The 17,054-nt window shown below is 46.1% G+C and carries 19 protein-coding genes; 14 read left to right on the top strand and 5 right to left on the bottom strand.

Features of this window, described 5'->3' with window-relative positions; translation table 11 throughout:
- On the top strand, window positions 1-219 hold a 219-nt coding region (locus tag C5S62_RS14010), incomplete at its 5' end, for a hypothetical protein (RefSeq protein ID WP_223301245.1).
- Window positions 220-247: 28 nt separating this feature from the next.
- Here C5S62_RS14010 and ccsA read toward each other — a convergent pair.
- On the bottom strand, window positions 248-2,527 hold the full coding sequence (gene ccsA, locus C5S62_RS14080) for a cytochrome c biogenesis protein CcsA (RefSeq protein WP_104405751.1): 2,280 nt from the start codon (window positions 2,525-2,527) through the stop codon (window positions 248-250).
- 678 nt (window positions 2,528-3,205) lie between these two features.
- Between ccsA and C5S62_RS13020 the strand changes: the two genes are divergently transcribed.
- The 13 genes from C5S62_RS13020 to C5S62_RS12960 all read left to right on the top strand — a co-directional run bounded on the left by C5S62_RS13020 (window position 3,206) and on the right by C5S62_RS12960 (window position 13,213).
- Window positions 3,206-4,027: a DUF4121 family protein gene (locus C5S62_RS13020; RefSeq protein ID WP_104405749.1), complete on the top strand. Its 822-nt coding sequence runs from the start codon at window positions 3,206-3,208 to the stop codon at window positions 4,025-4,027.
- 11 nt (window positions 4,028-4,038) lie between these two features.
- Window positions 4,039-4,971, top strand: a complete 933-nt coding sequence (locus C5S62_RS13015) for a hypothetical protein (protein ID WP_104405748.1) — start codon at window positions 4,039-4,041, stop codon at window positions 4,969-4,971.
- Between the two features lie 90 nt (window positions 4,972-5,061).
- Window positions 5,062-8,061 carry an N-6 DNA methylase gene (locus C5S62_RS13010; protein ID WP_104405747.1) on the top strand — a complete coding sequence of 1,000 codons (3,000 nt, stop codon included), beginning with the start codon at window positions 5,062-5,064 and terminating at the stop codon, window positions 8,059-8,061.
- A 237-nt stretch (window positions 8,062-8,298) separates the two neighbouring features.
- Window positions 8,299-8,796: a hypothetical protein gene (locus C5S62_RS13005; RefSeq protein ID WP_104405746.1), complete on the top strand. Its 498-nt coding sequence runs from the start codon at window positions 8,299-8,301 to the stop codon at window positions 8,794-8,796.
- A gap of 12 nt (window positions 8,797-8,808) precedes the next feature.
- Entirely contained in the window at window positions 8,809-9,123 is a 315-nt protein-coding gene (locus tag C5S62_RS13000; RefSeq protein WP_104405745.1) for a hypothetical protein, read from the top strand.
- 10 nt (window positions 9,124-9,133) lie between these two features.
- Window positions 9,134-9,502 (top strand): hypothetical protein, encoded by a 369-nt coding sequence (locus tag C5S62_RS12995; protein ID WP_104405744.1) that lies wholly within the window; start codon window positions 9,134-9,136, stop codon window positions 9,500-9,502.
- A gap of 5 nt (window positions 9,503-9,507) precedes the next feature.
- Complete coding sequence (locus C5S62_RS12990; protein WP_104405743.1) at window positions 9,508-9,801, top strand: hypothetical protein; 294 nt, start codon at window positions 9,508-9,510, stop codon at window positions 9,799-9,801.
- 1 nt (window position 9,802) lies between these two features.
- On the top strand, window positions 9,803-10,750 hold the full coding sequence (locus C5S62_RS12985) for a hypothetical protein (protein ID WP_104405742.1): 948 nt from the start codon (window positions 9,803-9,805) through the stop codon (window positions 10,748-10,750).
- A gap of 19 nt (window positions 10,751-10,769) precedes the next feature.
- Window positions 10,770-11,135 (top strand): hypothetical protein, encoded by a 366-nt coding sequence (locus tag C5S62_RS12980; protein WP_104405741.1) that lies wholly within the window; start codon window positions 10,770-10,772, stop codon window positions 11,133-11,135.
- Window positions 11,136-11,140: 5 nt separating this feature from the next.
- Window positions 11,141-11,365: a hypothetical protein gene (locus tag C5S62_RS12975; RefSeq protein WP_016274800.1), complete on the top strand. Its 225-nt coding sequence runs from the start codon at window positions 11,141-11,143 to the stop codon at window positions 11,363-11,365.
- Between the two features lie 7 nt (window positions 11,366-11,372).
- On the top strand, window positions 11,373-11,576 hold the full coding sequence (locus C5S62_RS12970) for a hypothetical protein (RefSeq protein WP_016274065.1): 204 nt from the start codon (window positions 11,373-11,375) through the stop codon (window positions 11,574-11,576).
- 18 nt (window positions 11,577-11,594) lie between these two features.
- A complete protein-coding gene (locus C5S62_RS12965; protein ID WP_104405740.1) occupies window positions 11,595-12,629 on the top strand; it encodes an LPD29 domain-containing protein in 1,035 nt (344 codons plus the stop codon).
- 56 nt (window positions 12,630-12,685) lie between these two features.
- A complete protein-coding gene (locus C5S62_RS12960; protein ID WP_104405752.1) occupies window positions 12,686-13,213 on the top strand; it encodes a hypothetical protein in 528 nt (175 codons plus the stop codon).
- Between the two features lie 334 nt (window positions 13,214-13,547).
- Here the strand turns inward: C5S62_RS12960 and C5S62_RS12950 are convergent, their stop codons facing one another.
- The 4 genes from C5S62_RS12950 to C5S62_RS12935 form a co-directional block, all read right to left on the bottom strand.
- Complete coding sequence (locus tag C5S62_RS12950; protein ID WP_104405739.1) at window positions 13,548-14,546, bottom strand: nucleotidyl transferase AbiEii/AbiGii toxin family protein; 999 nt, start codon at window positions 14,544-14,546, stop codon at window positions 13,548-13,550.
- A gap of 1 nt (window position 14,547) precedes the next feature.
- Complete coding sequence (locus C5S62_RS12945) at window positions 14,548-15,165, bottom strand: DUF6088 family protein (RefSeq protein ID WP_104405738.1); 618 nt, start codon at window positions 15,163-15,165, stop codon at window positions 14,548-14,550.
- A gap of 346 nt (window positions 15,166-15,511) precedes the next feature.
- Window positions 15,512-16,120 (bottom strand): hypothetical protein, encoded by a 609-nt coding sequence (locus C5S62_RS12940; protein WP_104405737.1) that lies wholly within the window; start codon window positions 16,118-16,120, stop codon window positions 15,512-15,514.
- A 1-nt stretch (window position 16,121) separates the two neighbouring features.
- A partial coding sequence (locus C5S62_RS12935; RefSeq protein WP_172486221.1) for a Mov34/MPN/PAD-1 family protein occupies window positions 16,122-17,054 on the bottom strand: 933 nt, incomplete at its 5' end.

Below are 17,054 nucleotides of genomic sequence, written 5' to 3'. Positions count from 1 at the left end.
CCGTATTGGATTTTTAACACGAATACTTGGAATTTGAATTGCAATACGGGGAATTTTCAGAAAAAACAGGGCGGAAAACAGCTGGAATATAGCCTGAAAACACTGAAAAAGCGGGATTTCCCCATGGAAAGTCCCGCTCCGCTATTACAAAGATACAACATTTTTCGCCCAAAAGCAAATTGTGTTAAAATACACGCGAATTTCATTCCGACTACCTGAAACGCTTCTGCAAGAACTTCTTCCACCATCAGCCTGCATAGCTGTGAAGTCCTGTCAGATAATAATTTACGCCGAAATAAGTCATGAGCACCGTGGCAAAAGCCAACAACATATAGGTGTGGTAGACCATAGGACGTTTGAAGCATCGCAACGACTCTCCGTGCAATGGGACGGCATAGACTAAAAGCGTGATAAGCGCCCAGGTTTCTTTAGGGTCCCATCCCCAGTAACGTCCCCACGATTCGCCGGCCCATACAGCTCCGACGAATATCCCGGCAGTCAGCAAAGCCAGAGCCGGCAGGAGCATAAGGCGGGACATGACTTGCAGGCTTTCTTCATGCACACGGTAACGGGGATTGCTTCCGTTTTTTCGGAGAAGCCGTACCGGAAAAGCGGCCACAGCACACAGAAAAGTAAAACTCAACAGTGAATAAGCCGCCATGACCAGCGAGACATGCAGGCTCATCCATGGCGAAGCCAGTACGGGTATCAACGGCGTTATATGAGGATTCATCTGTCCGATTGAAGCCACCAACAGAAAAGAACCGGCTATGATAAAACTGAAAGGGACAGCCATTTCACCTATTGCATAAAAACGTTTTAACCGACTAAAAACCAGCGCTATTGATTGTGTTAGCCAAGCTATGGTCAACATTGTTTCATGCGCGTTGGACAGTGGCAGGCGTCCTCCTATGAGGCATCGCAAGGCTATATGGAATGTCAGTGCGGCAAGACTGGCGCACAGAAGGAAGCTCCCCAAGAAATGAAACGAACGGGCATATCGGGATGTTCTTCTGTTCCTGCCCCACATGAATACGGCGAAAAAGAGCAGTCCGGCCGCAAAATTTAAATAGGCCAGAAAGGTTATAGGATTAAATACATTATAAATTCTTTCCGCCTCAACCATAAACGCTGATGGCAAACCAACGGCGCAGTGAAGCTTTTGAAAATCCTTAAGTGCAAGGATGCGCTGCTGCAAAGTAGCATAATCTTGCGTTACGGCCGCTACGCGGAATTCTTCAAAAACACGATGCGGCAACATATCCCCAATCTTTGCCGGCCATCCTTCCGGCAAGGGCTCCGCAGGAGCATACCAGCGGCTGTGCTCACCTTTGCCGGAAGGAAAAATCTTCAGCAACCGTTCTTCCAGCAAGGCGTCTATCAGTCCGAGACGGTCGTCAACCTCTGCCGCCGCAGCGGGCAGCCCTTTCCGCTCACCGGAATAATAGCGCTCTACTAACGGTTCCAAGCGATAACCATTCTTGAAAAAGTCTTTATAAGCCACGTATTTTTCCAATCCAAGCTGACGCCTTAAAACAGGTGATGACACTTTAAGAACCGGTTCCTCCTGCCACTTCTCAGGCCAAAACAACCAGCCGGTAAGCACCTGTTCAGGTGTAAGGCCTTCATAAGTCGTTGTTCCATAAAGTTTTTCGGTAAAGTCGTATGCCAATGTCTGCAAAGGACACACCCGACCATTGTACACAACGGAAAGACGTCCGAAATCGGCCGCCACGTCAACCGGCAATGCCGGAACTGCACACAAAGTCTGAGGTGCGGAAAGCAGCAGCAATACAACGGCTGTTGCCATGCCGCGGCGCAACAGCGGATGTAGCAACAAACGCCGGAAAGCGCCGCGGGATGAAAAAAATACACCGATGAAAGCCAGCAGGAGCAAAGCATAACCGGCATAACTGATTGTCATTCCCCATCGGTCGGCATACAGAGACATAGCAATGCCCCTCCGGTCATTATCAAATCCCATCAAGTAAAATCTGATACCACGATATTCCAGCACATCGTTCACGGCTAATGAACAACGCATCACATGACCATCGTCTTCATACAACGACAAGTCCCCCACATACTTCCGGGGGATACTCCCTCCTTCATGCCAATGCACACGAAACTTCTCAAGCCGTATCTTGAAAGGCAGATGCTCCACCCGCTTTGCTTCATCAGGCCCATGTTCAGCCTCATAGGCATCGGTAATCTGTCCCAGGCGAAGATCCATACGACCTCCCTCAGCCGTAAAATGAGAAACAGCCGCGCCGGTAAGAACCATACAAAAAGCCACATGCAACAACATGACGTGCCGCGGCAGGCGGCGGCAAAGAAGCGCGCCAGCACCGACAGCTGCTGTTGCTGTCCAAAATGCAATAAACCAAGAACTATGGTAAATGTATCGGAGGACAAATGGAGTACCGCGACTATATTCCACAAAGGTTGCCACAGCCATCACACAAACAAGTAGACCTGTCAGAATAAAAGAGATACGCGTAAGTTTCTGCTGCAATCGGACTTTCATAATACTTGCAAAGTTAAAAAACTTAGAGTTCTCTGCCACAAAAAGACAAAAGGTTTCGGCAACAAATTGTCATTCCCAAAGCGTCAGCCAAGTCTTAAACGCCGGCAACGGATACTTTTTTCTCTTTCACATAACATTTTTTGTACTATCCTTTGATTTCAATTTACCTATCTTCCAAAAAATATTTGTATATTTGATGTAGTCTTGGGTTAATATTTTGACTACAAGGTTATTTTTGAGAATTCGCGTGAGGATGGGCAATGGATAAGAAATTGGTAGTGTGTTTGGTTACGCTATATTTCTCACGCTTTCAAATAACTCTTTTACTTTGATGCAAAGTTAGCATTTATTTTTGGATTACGCCTCATTCCAGAGCGTAATTCTCTTTTAGATTGCCTTTTCCGTGTCGCGGAAGCGACTATGCTTCAACAAGAAAAATACGAAATAAGGATACCATCATATAGAGGCGGAGTTTCCATAACCACAGGCAAAGGTAGTCCGTGTTCTTATCAGCCGTGCAAGGTCAGGCCCTTCGGGTTTCGTGGAAAAATCTTCCGCGCCCCGAGGGGCTTGCGGTATTTTTCCCGAAAACCTTGCGCGGCTGGAACACGACCTTTTAAGCCTGTAGTTATGGGAACTCCGGCCCCATAAGCCGGAATAACAAAAAAATAAGATGGTATGTCAGAAACAACAAAGAACAAGTACACCCTTGAAACCCTACTGCCGTTGAATGTGTCATACGACAGGGATCATATCCTCAGACAGCAGGATGTGGATATGATTAACATACTCGTAGAAGTCATTGAAGGCTCACGCTCAATCCTCACACCTAAGGTCGGAGACAGGATGCGTCATGTTGACCGAGACGGAGATTTCTACGGACACGCGCTGCTTGAAAATCTCAGGGCTGACGGAATGTCGGTATGCCTTGCACCATACGTACCGTTTGTAGGTATCGGCGATCCTGATATATGGCTCAGCGTCAGCGGAGGGCCGTTCACAAGCATCGATCCCGCCGAAATGAAGTTCATCGGCTGGGAGGACGGGGTATTCAGCGCATGGGGACATTGCGGACCGTGCGCCAACGGAAGCGTGAGATTCATGGCTAAGGTCGCCAAATGGGAATACTTTGATCCGGAACCGCTCTATGGGGATTTCTCCACCGAGACATGGCGCAAACTCTATGTCCGCATCAATGATAATCCTGAATCTCGCTACCGGTATGTCGCCAACGGAACAGCCTTCCGTGACGATGCCGACTTTGACAAGTTCAAGAAGAACTATGAAGCGACAGTATTCAATCATTCAGATTCCATGCTGGTTGTATGGTGCTTCCGGGATAAGACCGAGTTCCTACAGGAAGATGAATGGAACAGACTGGATCTGCCCATGCAGGAGCGGATGTACAACGGACAACTCGTGAAAGTCAAGATAAAAAAAGACATGGAGCGCCATATCTCTACATTCTACCGCATAGAACTACCACCGATAACTTATTAAAACCATACGATATGCATACAACAACAGCACAAGCAGGCGGTCGTACCGATCTGCTTTCCGGTATTCTCGGAGTGGAAATCCGAAACGAGGAGAAGATAACGGCTCAGGACAGGCTCTTTTGCGAAAAGCAGCAGGAAATGCTGTACAATGCGCTCGAACAGATAGACCAATGGTACGGAATCTTCACAAAAGAAGCTGAGAAATACCGTGAAAGCCACAAGATAAGCTACAAGGAAAACGGCGAAATATCCTACACTGAAAAACTATATCCGGATGACAGCAACTATTCACATCACGAATTCAGACCGTTCAAATCCATCAATATGCTCGCATCCGCAAATCACAGTGCGAATCAAAACTTTGCAAGCAGGATAATCGGATATTTCAACCGCACATACAATGTGTCGGTACCGGTTCCCGAAATAGACGGCGACACTCTTAAAATGGGGTTCCGTCCCCAATACATGACTCATGTGGATACGGTCATAGAACATCTCGGAGGGCGCAGTTTTCGCAAGACAGCCGAAGATGAACTCATCAAACGTTTCCTCCAGCTTGTGAAGCCAAACCGTTGGAGCAAAGTTAAACCTGAATTGAAGGGAAACAAAATATCTTTTCCCAATATCGTGATATTCGACTCATTCTATAATGATTTTTACAACAAAAACTCTATGAATTATAGCAGCCATCAGAAAATGTCGGATTTCTGTGAAGGGATAGCCTTCGGTGCCGACGACGTGTTGTGTGGAGACCGTGAGATGGTTATGCGTTTGAATAGGAACGAAGTGGATACCTCAATATGGTATGACCTCACAACAACTAACGCCACGGGAATGAAGTTCTTCCGCAACGGGCGAATAGATGTACGGTTCAAGGACAGAGAGGCGGCAAGCCTGTGTTTCAACCGTCTACGCCTTGATGAACTGCGGTTGCAAGAGGAATAGACAATCATAACAGAAAACAGACAGCAGGAAGCACGGATATCGGCAACGGTGTCCGTGCTTCCCCATTTATAACAATATCCCAAAACGATCATGTACGCCATCATTCCCCAACAGATTCCCCCAAACAAGCGGGAGGAGATAAACGAGAAGATACTTTTCTGCATAGATTCCGGCAAGGACACCATACCGGCGGAGAGTATCTACAACTGCTATACCGGTATCGGAGGTCTGCATAACCTGCGGCGTAGCGACTACAACAGCTACAACGAGTATGCCGAGGCAAAGCGGGAGTTCGAGATGGGCCAGTTCTTCACTCCCCATGAGATATGCCGCGACATGGTGGGTATGCTTTCACCCCAACCGTCGGAAATGATACTTGATATGTGCTGCGGCATGGGAAACTTCTTCAATCACCTGCCTAACCAGCGCAACGCGCACGGGTTCGACATAGACCCCAAGGCGGTTGCGGTGGCAAGACACCTCTACCCCGATGCGGACATAAAGCAATGCGACATACAGCAGTTCACACCGGAGAGCCGGTACGACGTGATAATCGGTAACCCGCCGTTCAACCTCAAATTTGGTATCAAACTATCGCAGGTCTATTATATCGACAAAGCATACGATGCGTTGAATCCGGCCGGGATACTTATGCTGATTGTCCCCGCATCTTTCCTTCAAAGCGAGTTCTGGGAGAAATCGAAGGTCAGGGCCGTAAACGGGCAGTTCTCGTTCATAGGACAGACCCTGCTTGACCCTGACGCCTTCGCATCGCTCGGAGTCCGCAATTTCGGCACCAAGATAATGGTTTTCCTGCGTCACTCCCGACACATTGACATGCAGCCTTACAATGCTGACGATTTTGTGAGCGCGGAAGAACTGAAACAGCGCATAACTGACGCACGGGTGATGAAAGCCAGGCTCAAACTGCCGCTCATGCAGGAAACCAACTCCGTATACCGTGAGGAACTTGAACGGTTCGAGTATCTGCTTGCCAAATATATGTACGAGCTGAAAGCCCACAAGCGATTGAACCGACACATAGACAAGGCATTGGAACTCGTCGCAAAATTCCGCAACCAGAAACCGTCGGAGAACTGCACGCAGGCCAAGCGTGACGAATGGGAACGAAAGAAACTTACTCCGAACAAGGTTCTGTCAGTCATACGACGGTATATCCGTAATCAGGACACCATACGCCGCAAGGAAATAGCACTCGTAAAGACATCATACGGATTCAAGCTCAAGGCATACGCCCCAAAGATGCTTGAAAAAGATAAGCGTGCTGTTGTAAGCATGAACGACCTGATACTTGAACGCTCGGAGCTACCTGTGCCGGAGAACCCGACAGAGGCGAACTTACGCCAACATAAGGCCGCAATGCGGCTGATACGCAAAAAGCGGCACCGATATAGTCTTCAGAGCCGGACATTCGAGAGCATGGAGCCGCTGCCGGAACTGGTCGAATATCTTGACAGGGCGACTTTTGTGAACAAGGACATAAATGTGTGCGAGTTCACCAACCTGCAAAAGCACGACCTGAACCTCGTGTTGCAGAAACGGTACGCCCTGCTCAACTGGCAGCAGGGATCCGGCAAGACAGCGGCAGTTTATCAGAGGGCGAAGTATCTGCTGAAATTCAACAGGGTCCGGAATGTCATTGTCCTCGCCCCGGCAATCGCCACGAACATGACGTGGGAGCCGTTTCTAAGAAACAACCGCGAACCATACAGATTGCTGCGGAGCTATACCGATTTTGAGAATATTCCCGCCGGAACATTCCTAATAGTATCAACCTCCATGCTCTGCAAGCTGAAACGATATCTCATGAAGTTCATCAAGCTGTCGGCACGGAGGCTGTGCCTCGTGTTCGACGAGTCAGACGAGATTACCAATCCCGTATCGCAGAGGACGAGATACATACTCGCCATATTCCGCAGGGTAAAATACAAGATCCTTGACACCGGCACCACCACCCGGAACAACATAACGGAACTTTACAGCCAGTTCGAGTTGCTGTATAACAATTCGGTCAACATGACCTGTTGGAGTCCACGGGTATATAAACAGAACCGCGATAAGGAGATTGAGAGCGATTCCAACGACCATTACGGAGAACCGTTCCCGGCTTTCAGGGGGCATGTGCTCTTCAAGTCGTGCCATTGTCCCGGAAAAGCGACAGTGTTCGGGATTGAGAAGCAGAACCAGGACATTTATAACAAGGACGCGCTTTTCGAGCTTATAGGCAAGACAATCATCACGCGCAAGTTCAGGGATTTCGCCGGCGAGAAATATGATGTCAGGACGCAGACGGTCATACCTTCACCCGGAGAACGGGAGGTCTACCGTGTGATAATAGAGGAATTCTGCCGTATATGCGAGCTTTACTACAACAGTACGGGCGATACGAAGAAGGACGCGGGGCTTCGGCTCATGCGCCAGATCAAGCTGCTGATAAAAGCCTGCTCGGTCCCGCATCTTATTGAGGGATATTATGGTGATGAATATCCGGGTAAGGTCCATCACATAGGCCGGATGATACGCCGGACAAAGGGGAAGATCGCCGTTGGATGCACATCTATTTCCGCCTATGAGATGTATGCCGGGTACATAAAGGAACATTTTCCAGACAGGCCGGTGTTCACAGTGACCGGAGCCATACCCTTCAAGAAACGGCAGGCCATCGTCAGCGAGTTCGACTCCACAATCAACGGTGTCCTCGTATGCACGCAGCAGTCTTTGAGCAGCTCGGTCAACATCCCGTCTTGCAACCAGATAATACTGGAATCCCTGCAATGGAACATCCCTAAGATGGAGCAGTTCTATTTCCGCTTCATACGACTCGATTCAAAAGACAAAAAGAAGGTGCATTTCGTGACATACGAGGATTCCGTGGAGCAGAACCTGATGGCGTTGGTGCTCACCAAGGAGCGCCTTAACGAGTTCATCAAGTGCGGTGAGGTCAAGGAACAGGCGGAGATATTCAACGAGTTCGACATATCCATGTCGGTAATCGACAGTCTGCTTAGGCGCGAGACCGATGCCGAAGGCAAAGTGAGGATAAGCTGGGGTCGCCAGCTGGTAACGTGATAATAAAAGGAATAATGAAAACATGCAATCCGTGGCATCCATTCCCACAGGCAAAGGTAGGCCGTGTCCCCGTCGGCAGTGCAAGGTCGGGCCGCAAGCGGTTTACGGGAAAATCATCCTCGCCGGAGGCTCCGGTATTTTCCCGTAAAACCCTGCACAGCCGGGACACGCACCTTTTGATGCCTGTGGAATGGAACCCACGGGTTCCACGAAACATAATTATAAAAAATGGAAAGAATGAATCTCAACGAGGCTGAACTGACGGTAACGACGCAGTACATGATAGACATATCCCAAAGGACTGACTACAACATGACGCTGAGCGATTACGGCGACATGCAGGAATTCCTGTGCTGTTGCTCGGAACTGTTCCCGCAGGAACGGCATCCGCAATACAGATATATGGCATGGGACAATATACCGTCCATATTGATAAACCGTGAATGGCTGTGTCCCAACTTCTTTGATATAAGGGATGCTTTCGACCAGCTTGATGACGAGGATATGGAGGATTTCGAGAGATGGTGCGCCAGATACGGCTATGACCTGAGAACCGACAATCCGCACCTGCTTGTAGCGCATTACAGGAACATGTACGGCGACAATGTAAGCTACAATGCCGAGTGTTATCTGCCTGATACGGATAACGAAAGCAGTTCTTGTATCTGTTACCCCGAAGGCTGGTTCGACCAAAACCTGCTGAGGCAGGAGATATTCGGTGACAATTACGATTAAAGACGAGGAATCATGAGAATCAACCATCTGTCACCGCTGTATCCGACCGACCCGCGTGTGCACCATGCCTATTCGGAGATACTCAATATCGTCCTGCTCTCACGGCATATAATGGATGTCAGCAGGATGCTTATCGAGAGGAATGTCCGGCACGAGTACGGTTCGCTGTCCGGGCATTTCCACTGGTCGTTCAGGAACGACTGCTTCACACTGTGGCAAAGGACCGGATACAACCACCACACCTGTTTCCCGCAGAGGGTGATAGCCGTGCAATTCGGGACTATTGCCGCAAAGGATAAGGAAATAGATAACGTATCATTGAATTAAAAAAAATATTATGAGTCATCAGATAATCACAAAAATGGCATACAATGCCTCGACGCGCCATATCGAGACTTGGCAGCACTCCAACAATGTGTGGCCAAGGACCGACTGTTTCTATGCCATGGATGTCGGAACCGATGAAAAGATGTTTCAATTCATAAAACTTATTGCCGAACGTTCATGGCAGGGACGCAAATGGCGAAGACAGTTTGAGATACTATTCAAGGAATACCCCGAACTACGCATGGACTCGTATGAAAATGAATTGAGGGGCAAAACCTGGGAGGAATATTGCGCCATAAGACGCAAATATGAAGAACTGGCTGAAAGCAAACGAGGAGATATTGTAGCCTGGTTCAAGCAACTTGTGAAAATAAAATAGATACCATGAAAAGTGTGACAATATCCAACCGCGAGATAGCGACTATGGCCTTCGACAGGCTGTGCAAGGAAAACAAAACGGATGCCGCCATAAGGCTCGCCTATGCGATGCTACACTCACAGTCGATATGCCTCGGACTTGGCGATATGGAATGGGATATAGACCTCACCATCCAGAAATGCGGTGGCGAACCGAGGACAAACTACTGCGGATATGCTGCACGCTTCCATTTCTCACGGGAAACGGAGATGTCGGAACACAGATACCGCAGCATAAGAAACGAAATATACGGTGAATGATATGGAAAAAGAGAATAAAGAACTGACAATGGATTTCATCAGATCCGTAATGGAGGATTCATATACTCTTGTGTGGGTCAATTATGATGACAATCTAAACGAGAATCTTGATGTCATAGAAACTTGCATGAAAGAAAAAAGTGCAATGACCCTGTATGACAAGACCGATGACTGGTATCAGGATGCCAGATGGCACAGCGTCAGTCAGATTTTGGAGGATATCAAGTCAAGTTGTATCGACGAAGGCTTTGACGAGGATGTCGTGGTGGAATTCATGGATGACAACAGGGATGATATAGTGAACATTATCTATGAGCGTGACGATTCGGACGCACTTGGCGGCCTGTTGAAGAATACGGACGACATTCCGGTTCGGGTCGAGATGCTTTCAAACTATGACTGTATCAACTCGCATTGGTTGGAATCGCAAGGCGGATATGTCTATCCCGACTCGTATTTCGGCGATATGGTGGATGCGCTTAACCTTAATCCTGCAAAGGTAAAAAGGTCCCTGGCTGAAAAAGGGATTGCCGTGTATGGCAGGTGCCATTACCGGAAATCGCGTGACGGTAAGGAACTTGTATCATACGAGGATTTCCACCGTGAACTTGTAAACTCATGCTGTGGGGCCAATCTGCTGACCTATATCGGAAAAATAAATCTCAAGGAACTTTATGAGTCCGGTTTCTCGGTGGCAAAGGTTACAATTCCGAAAGACAACTATTGCGGCATATTCAGCTCGATGTATGGCGGCGGAAGCGTGCTTGATATGAAACTGCGAGAGGATGTAACCCTTGAACTGAAAATCGAGGATTACCACGGATATCGCCTGATGATAGACAACCCACGAAAGAAATATGACTATTCAATAGGACAAGTGTACGGTGTAAGCGACTCTTTCTTCGGTGATACAGTGAAACTTACGCCAGTCAATCAGGAAACAGCATAACAAACTAAATATTTTCCACATGAAAGATTTCAGCAAACAGATTGAAGATCTCCGCAAGGAGATTACCGAGGCGATTATCGGATTGCTTCGCAGACACGGACTGACGGAACTGGAATTTCCGGAGTCCGGCACAGTTCCCAACGCCCCGGATTCTGTATATGTCATATTCTTTGACGATGACGGAGACCCGTTCGAGTGTATCATCACAAAAGTTTCGGTAATTGGTGACTCTTTATACCTGACCGCGAGAGAAAAGCATAACGGATACATATTCCGGACCGAGAGCCGATTCGACCTCTCGGTTCGCAGCCTTATATGGCTCAACGAAATCCTGCTTGCGACGCAGGAACTGCTTGAACCCGAAAATGAACCATTAAAAACATAAAAAGTATGGCAACAGACATGAACAGGCATATATGGGAGGGATGGACTGTCGGAATGTTCATTTCCGAACTCGCCCCCATCGTGGAGATGATAATGACCGGACAGAGCTGGCGCAGACCCTTCACCTCAAAAGCGGAGCTTGCCGACTGGTGCAGGGAAAACCAGCCATTCTATAAGAAACGTATTCCGGCGGTGAATAACCATTTCGCAAAAATGTACAACCTCAAATGACACGGATATGGATATAGTGAATCTGATTTCGACAACCTGCTCCTGCGACAAGCAGACCGCACAGGAATATCTCGAAGCCGAGGTACGTCATCTTCAGGAATTGCAGGAACTTAGCGACCTCCGTGAAGATGACCTGTATATGGCTTGTAGCAATCTTGGCATAGAAGACGACTATGTGGAGTATTTCATCAACCGCGTGGCTATGGCCTGACGCACAAAATTTAACGATATGATCTACTTTCAGAACATCAACAGTCTGGCGGACCTGAAAAAGAAGTACCGTCGGCTCGCAATCGACAACCATCCCGACAAAGGTGGCAGCACGGAAACCATGCAGCGCATAAACTCCGAATTCGAGAGCCTGTTTGCCGTATGGAAGGATATCCCCGTGTCACAGTCATCGGATCTTAACGGATACGAAAACGACTATGGCGGAGCATCCGCCGGTGAATACACCCGGTATGTCTACAACGAATACCGGTGGCGCGGCAGCAACTACAAGGGACAATCTTCACAGGAGATTGTAGAGATAATACGTAACTGGCTCAAGGAAACTTATCCGAAATACAAGTTCTCGGTAAGACGTGACGGATACAGTTCAATACACGTCACCCTAATGACTGCCGATTTCGAGGCATTCACAAAAGAGTCAGGATATATCCACTGTTCTATCAATCATTACCGGATTGAAAGAGAACAAGGATTGACAGACCGCGCCCGGGAGGTGATGACCAACGTAAAGGATTTTGTCATGTCGTACAACTATGACGACAGCGACCCGATGACTGACTACTTCTGCACCAACTTCTATCTTACTCTCGGCATCGGCAAATGGAGCAATCCCTACAAAGTCGTGCTTCCGAAACTCGGCATGAAAGGCCCGAAGCCAAAGACTTTCAGGCATCCCGAAGGCGCAGCGCATAAAGCCGTCCGGCTGGCTCTTGAAAAAGGTCGATTCGACTTTGTGGAGAGTATGCGACATTCCGGATACAAGGTCTACGGCTCGGACCACTACGGCTCAAAGGGCGAGCATTACTTCTGGCCGAAACAGTATTCAAGCGCCAAGTCCGCACAGAAACGCATCGACAAACTGGAAAAGGCAGGCATAATCTGCCGGTTGACCGGATATAACGGCGGCTGTATCCGTTTCATCGGCTACACTCCTGAAACGGAGCGTATGCTCCGGCAGGAAGAACTTGAATACAATGAAGCCCGTGATAAATGGGAATTGGAGAACGGCCCCCTATGTCCGGCTTCGGCATAACGAAACAATGAGGATTTCTGCTTTTTATGGGAATCCTCAAAAACCTAAAAATTCTTATGGCACAGGAGAACATGGGCGACTGGATGGAATATGCCCGCGAATATGCGAAAGCCCAACGGGAGATGAAAATCGAAAAATGGGTCTGTATCACCATCGAATACCGGACGAAGGAACGGCAACGGGTTGTTTTGTTCCGCTATGACCTCCCGCGTGATGTATATGAGCGGCGCCAATGGGTTGTCAGATGGCGCCATGCCCGACTCCTGTGCCAATATCCCAAAGAGAACGTTCAGACATATTTCTCATATTATGACAGGCGCACCGGACTAAGCATGGATTTCGGCTCAGTCCTTTCCAGACTGTCAGCGGTTAAGGCTCAAATCACCATCGCCCGACGCAAGGAACAGGAATATCTTGAATACCAGCGGCAGAACAATATGTTCTTCAATGAAGTAGAAGATGAAACTCTTGCAAAGTTCCGCCGGAAGCTGCAAGCCAAAATTGGAAAATACGCTGAACTTGAAGGAGAGGTTATGCTATCGGTTCAAAATGTGAGGCTACAATATTACTTAAATCGTTTTTAGGGAAATCTCTATTTGTAATGTTCTGTTTCCCAAACTGACAGTTTCTAAAACTATCCTAAAAAGCAATGTGCAAAAATACACCTTGCTTTACAATAGAGGTAAGATCAGCTACGGCATTTTTGTTTTTTGTGGCGTTTCATTTTGGTTTTTTGCGCACCATTCTCATTGAAATAAAATTGCGCACTTGTAAATTCAAGATATTTATCAAATTCCGTATTGGGCAGTTTGTTCCAAAATGGAACAAACTGGATTCTTTACTTCTAATTTTTTATGGGACGTTTGGGGCAGTATTGCATAAAAGAATTGTTGGCTATGGTGTCCTATATTGAGAATATTACATCCTATTAATCTTCTCATTCAGGACTTCAAGTTCTGCTATGATTTCATCAAAGGTAGGAGCCTCTCCCATAACCATATTCATTACCGTACTCTTATAGTCAGTTTCCCAGCGGTCGCGGATTTCTCCTGTGGGAATAATTTTCAACGAAGAGCGTCTCAATGTGTCGTAATCAAATCCTTTAAGACCAATGAATTTCCGTCTATGCTCTATCACAGACTCATAAAGGCTGTCATCCGCCAATGCTTCATCCGCCACACCTGTCCTCATTATTCTTGAAACGTCATAAATATGTCTTGACATTCTTTCTATCCGGATATCTGCTGATGGCTTTGCAAATTCCTCATGAAGCAGAAACAATTTCTCCAGAAATGTGCGTTGTGGCAGGACGGCATTGACATCCACCGGATTGTCCTCAAATGTGAGTTTAGGTAGATTGTCGGAAATATAGGAACGTATTGCAACTGTTTTCACCGGCTCCGACATAGAACGTCCGCTGACTTCGATTTTGACTTGTGGAAGGACATATCCATTGCCTTCAAATATCGGCTTGTAGGCAACGTATATGGTTTCCGGATCAACAGTGCTGACTTTTGTCTCATGCACTGAGACGGTTATTAGGTCCGGTGTTATGCCTTGACCTATAAGTGCGTTCTCCACATCATTAATCATTGTATTCCTTACGAATGAGCATGATGCCCTGCGCAGTTTGTCGCTGATCTGATTTTTGGATAATTCACCGGGAAATCCGAGATATTCACGGCTTACAGCAATGTCAATGTCTTCCGACATACGATGAATCAGATCCCAGCATTTACTGAGATTTGTACCACCTTTGAAAGAGATATTATCGGAATAAGGCAGTGAGAATATCGCCCGTAACACGGACGTCACCCACCAGTCCTTTTCTACGACAATTCGCGACAAACCAGTCCTGTCGCTTACATAGTCGATTATATCTCGACGGTCATCAACCGTCAGATCTGTGAAAATCATATTAGTCTTCAAGTTTTTTTCTTACCCATACCGGTGCAAGCCGGATGTCGTGTTTGTAAATGTCGGTGGGGACGCTCCTCACGATCTCCTTTATTCTGTTCACCATATCGTCGGTTATGTTATCTTCTCCTATACTCCGTATTGCAGATACAGCAAGCATCATAATCTTGGAGAGAAATTCAAACAGACGGAATTCATTGCTTTCCCTGAATATGATGCTGCGCCCATTGGCGAGCCCGATTTTCTTTCTTGCCCCATTGGTGATATAGACTGCATTGACAGGAATCTGTGTAGATAATCCAAGTTGGTTCAACGCCTGGTCTCCGGTAGGTATTATCTTTACCCGGTCTCGTTCTGCAATCCGTTGGGCAATATCTTCTGCCGAAGGAGGTATGCAGTCAAGTCCAAGAACTTTGTTTGACCGTGGTACACAATATATACCACGACTGATGCGCATAATATCTCCGTGCTTGACCATACGGCTGAGCATCTGGCGTACTGCTTCCGGAGAGGCAATCTCCTCAAAATCGGAAGGAAAGAATACATAACCTTTCTCGAAAGACATAATTCTTTCGCGTACAATGTTTTCGCAGTTTGATATGTCTTGCCGTTTAATCATGTCACAAAATTACGGTATTTTTGTGACACGACCAAAAGTTGTCGAATTTTAGTTAGCGAAAGTAGCGACAGGCTGGTAATCTTCAAAATTTTTAGTTTCCCAACTCGTTTGTGAATGAGCATGAATATGTTGGGGAGTAATGAAATTCTTTCTGAAAAGAACCAGTTGTCAAGTATCCCTTGACAACTGAATTTAGCACACTATGTTGAAAGACGTTAAGTAGTTCCATAAATAGCCTAATGCGCAATTTTCTACAAAATCCCCAATTCGTGATTTTATAAATTCCAGCACATGTTCCAAAATGGAACTATTCGTAAAGGCTGTTATATTTTAGGGCTTGTTTAAATTACTTAGCAACTGTTTGTTCGCTATTTTTCATATACTCAGTTAGAACTTCTCTTGCGTAATAATAGCCACGTTCCTTAAAGCGATTCCAAAAAACAAGCCAAGGAATTATTAAGAAATAATATCTCCAATCATCAAAATGAGACCATAATAAAAATAGTGTCACAATCGTAAATGCTGTCAGCAGAACTCTCGAAAAAGCATATTGTGCGCTAAAAACTGGTATGCGGCAATCCTTATTACCATTACATGCTCGCTTTGCAATAGAGAATAATTCCCCTGTTGTTGGCGATTTACTATGAGCATCTTTTTTCAGCCGTTCGATTATCGCAGTTGCATTATATAACCGAACTTTACTTATACCCGTATATTTCTTCTTTTTGTTTATGGTTAATAATTTGTCTGATGGTTTACCTCCAATTGTCCAAAACCAAAAACTTTCCAAAAGACTACTGACAGCATTAATAAAGTAACCAACTACAAATGCAGCTGCTATGTAAGCGATACTGTAATCCTCATTGTAACTTATGTCAAATGCGTATAATGAGGCAATAAGAGTAAAGTAACCTATGATAATTCTTGAAAGTAGATCGTAATAGTTGAATTCCATATTATATTAAAGCATTTACATAAACACCGTTATCACCTATAATAGCTTGTACAAATGGTATGTTTTGCAAGAGATGATCCGTACTCATTTCATCAAACTGTTTTTTATCCAAGGTGCTGGGAGTATTAGAACCAGATGGATGAGAGTGCCATTCTCCAAGATATCTAACCTGATAGTATGTTTTAAGGTTGATTGAGTCCTGAACTTCTTTAAGGCCATTGCAGCCACGCACAAATGATGTCGGCCCATGTTTACTGTCAATTGGTGCTGGATGAGAATGTAGCACATAGATTATTTGTCTATCTTTATCATAACATCCAAAAAAGACACCACCTGTTTCAAGTGTGCCAGATGACAATCGTTGTTCTTTCATGATTGATATTACATCATTTATTATATACACCTTAACACCGTTAATATCGAACAACTGCCAGTCCGATAGCGGAATATTAATATAGTCTACAACACTATTACCTGCACTTATACGCCATATTGCAATTTTTGCATCATTGGAGGCATACAATTTTTTTAGTTGTTGCGATGCAATACTTGCCAACAGTCCGACATTGTCATAGTCTATTATTGAAGATTCTGCCCGACAACTGAAGCTGTTTGTTCTTTGTTTTTCTGAAACTGACAAATGATCATTTAACCGCTCATCAACAATAAGCATCCGATAATAAGTCATTTCCAAAAGATCAAGTCGATATTTACGCTCTGTATCTTCATATAGTAATACCAGCTCCGTCCCTTTAGGATTAAGGAAGACACTACTTCTTCTTGCATCGCCATAGCTATTGTCCAATGCTAAATTTCGTTCTACAGCTATTGATGTACTGGCATCAATAATTAAATCGGCATTTTCAAAGGCTCTCTGTTTATGGAAAAGGCGCGTGAGTTTGACCCCCTCGGGCACGCGGGATTTGACCCCTCG

Origin of the sequence: Prevotella sp. MGM2 (assembly GCF_002933955.1) — a bacterium.
Lineage (GTDB): Bacteria > Bacteroidota > Bacteroidia > Bacteroidales > Bacteroidaceae > Alloprevotella.
The sequence above is the reverse complement of the archived record's forward strand: the minus strand, read 5'-3'. Positions and strand labels throughout refer to the sequence as shown.

Excerpts from the sequence above, each read along its gene's own strand:
- ccsA (WP_104405751.1), bottom strand. The coding sequence starts at position 2,527 with ATGAAAGTCCGATTGCAGCAGAAACTTACGCGTATCTCTTTTATTCTG.
- C5S62_RS13020 (WP_104405749.1), top strand. The coding sequence starts at position 3,206 with ATGTCAGAAACAACAAAGAACAAGTACACCCTTGAAACCCTACTGCCG.
- C5S62_RS13015 (WP_104405748.1), top strand. The coding sequence starts at position 4,039 with ATGCATACAACAACAGCACAAGCAGGCGGTCGTACCGATCTGCTTTCC.
- C5S62_RS13010 (WP_104405747.1), top strand. The coding sequence starts at position 5,062 with ATGTACGCCATCATTCCCCAACAGATTCCCCCAAACAAGCGGGAGGAG.
- C5S62_RS13005 (WP_104405746.1), top strand. The coding sequence starts at position 8,299 with ATGAATCTCAACGAGGCTGAACTGACGGTAACGACGCAGTACATGATA.
- C5S62_RS13000 (WP_104405745.1), top strand. The coding sequence starts at position 8,809 with ATGAGAATCAACCATCTGTCACCGCTGTATCCGACCGACCCGCGTGTG.
- C5S62_RS12995 (WP_104405744.1), top strand. The coding sequence starts at position 9,134 with ATGAGTCATCAGATAATCACAAAAATGGCATACAATGCCTCGACGCGC.
- C5S62_RS12990 (WP_104405743.1), top strand. The coding sequence starts at position 9,508 with ATGAAAAGTGTGACAATATCCAACCGCGAGATAGCGACTATGGCCTTC.
- C5S62_RS12985 (WP_104405742.1), top strand. The coding sequence starts at position 9,803 with ATGGAAAAAGAGAATAAAGAACTGACAATGGATTTCATCAGATCCGTA.
- C5S62_RS12980 (WP_104405741.1), top strand. The coding sequence starts at position 10,770 with ATGAAAGATTTCAGCAAACAGATTGAAGATCTCCGCAAGGAGATTACC.
- C5S62_RS12975 (WP_016274800.1), top strand. The coding sequence starts at position 11,141 with ATGGCAACAGACATGAACAGGCATATATGGGAGGGATGGACTGTCGGA.
- C5S62_RS12970 (WP_016274065.1), top strand. The coding sequence starts at position 11,373 with ATGGATATAGTGAATCTGATTTCGACAACCTGCTCCTGCGACAAGCAG.
- C5S62_RS12965 (WP_104405740.1), top strand. The coding sequence starts at position 11,595 with ATGATCTACTTTCAGAACATCAACAGTCTGGCGGACCTGAAAAAGAAG.
- C5S62_RS12960 (WP_104405752.1), top strand. The coding sequence starts at position 12,686 with ATGGCACAGGAGAACATGGGCGACTGGATGGAATATGCCCGCGAATAT.
- C5S62_RS12950 (WP_104405739.1), bottom strand. The coding sequence starts at position 14,546 with ATGATTTTCACAGATCTGACGGTTGATGACCGTCGAGATATAATCGAC.
- C5S62_RS12945 (WP_104405738.1), bottom strand. The coding sequence starts at position 15,165 with ATGATTAAACGGCAAGACATATCAAACTGCGAAAACATTGTACGCGAA.
- C5S62_RS12940 (WP_104405737.1), bottom strand. The coding sequence starts at position 16,120 with ATGGAATTCAACTATTACGATCTACTTTCAAGAATTATCATAGGTTAC.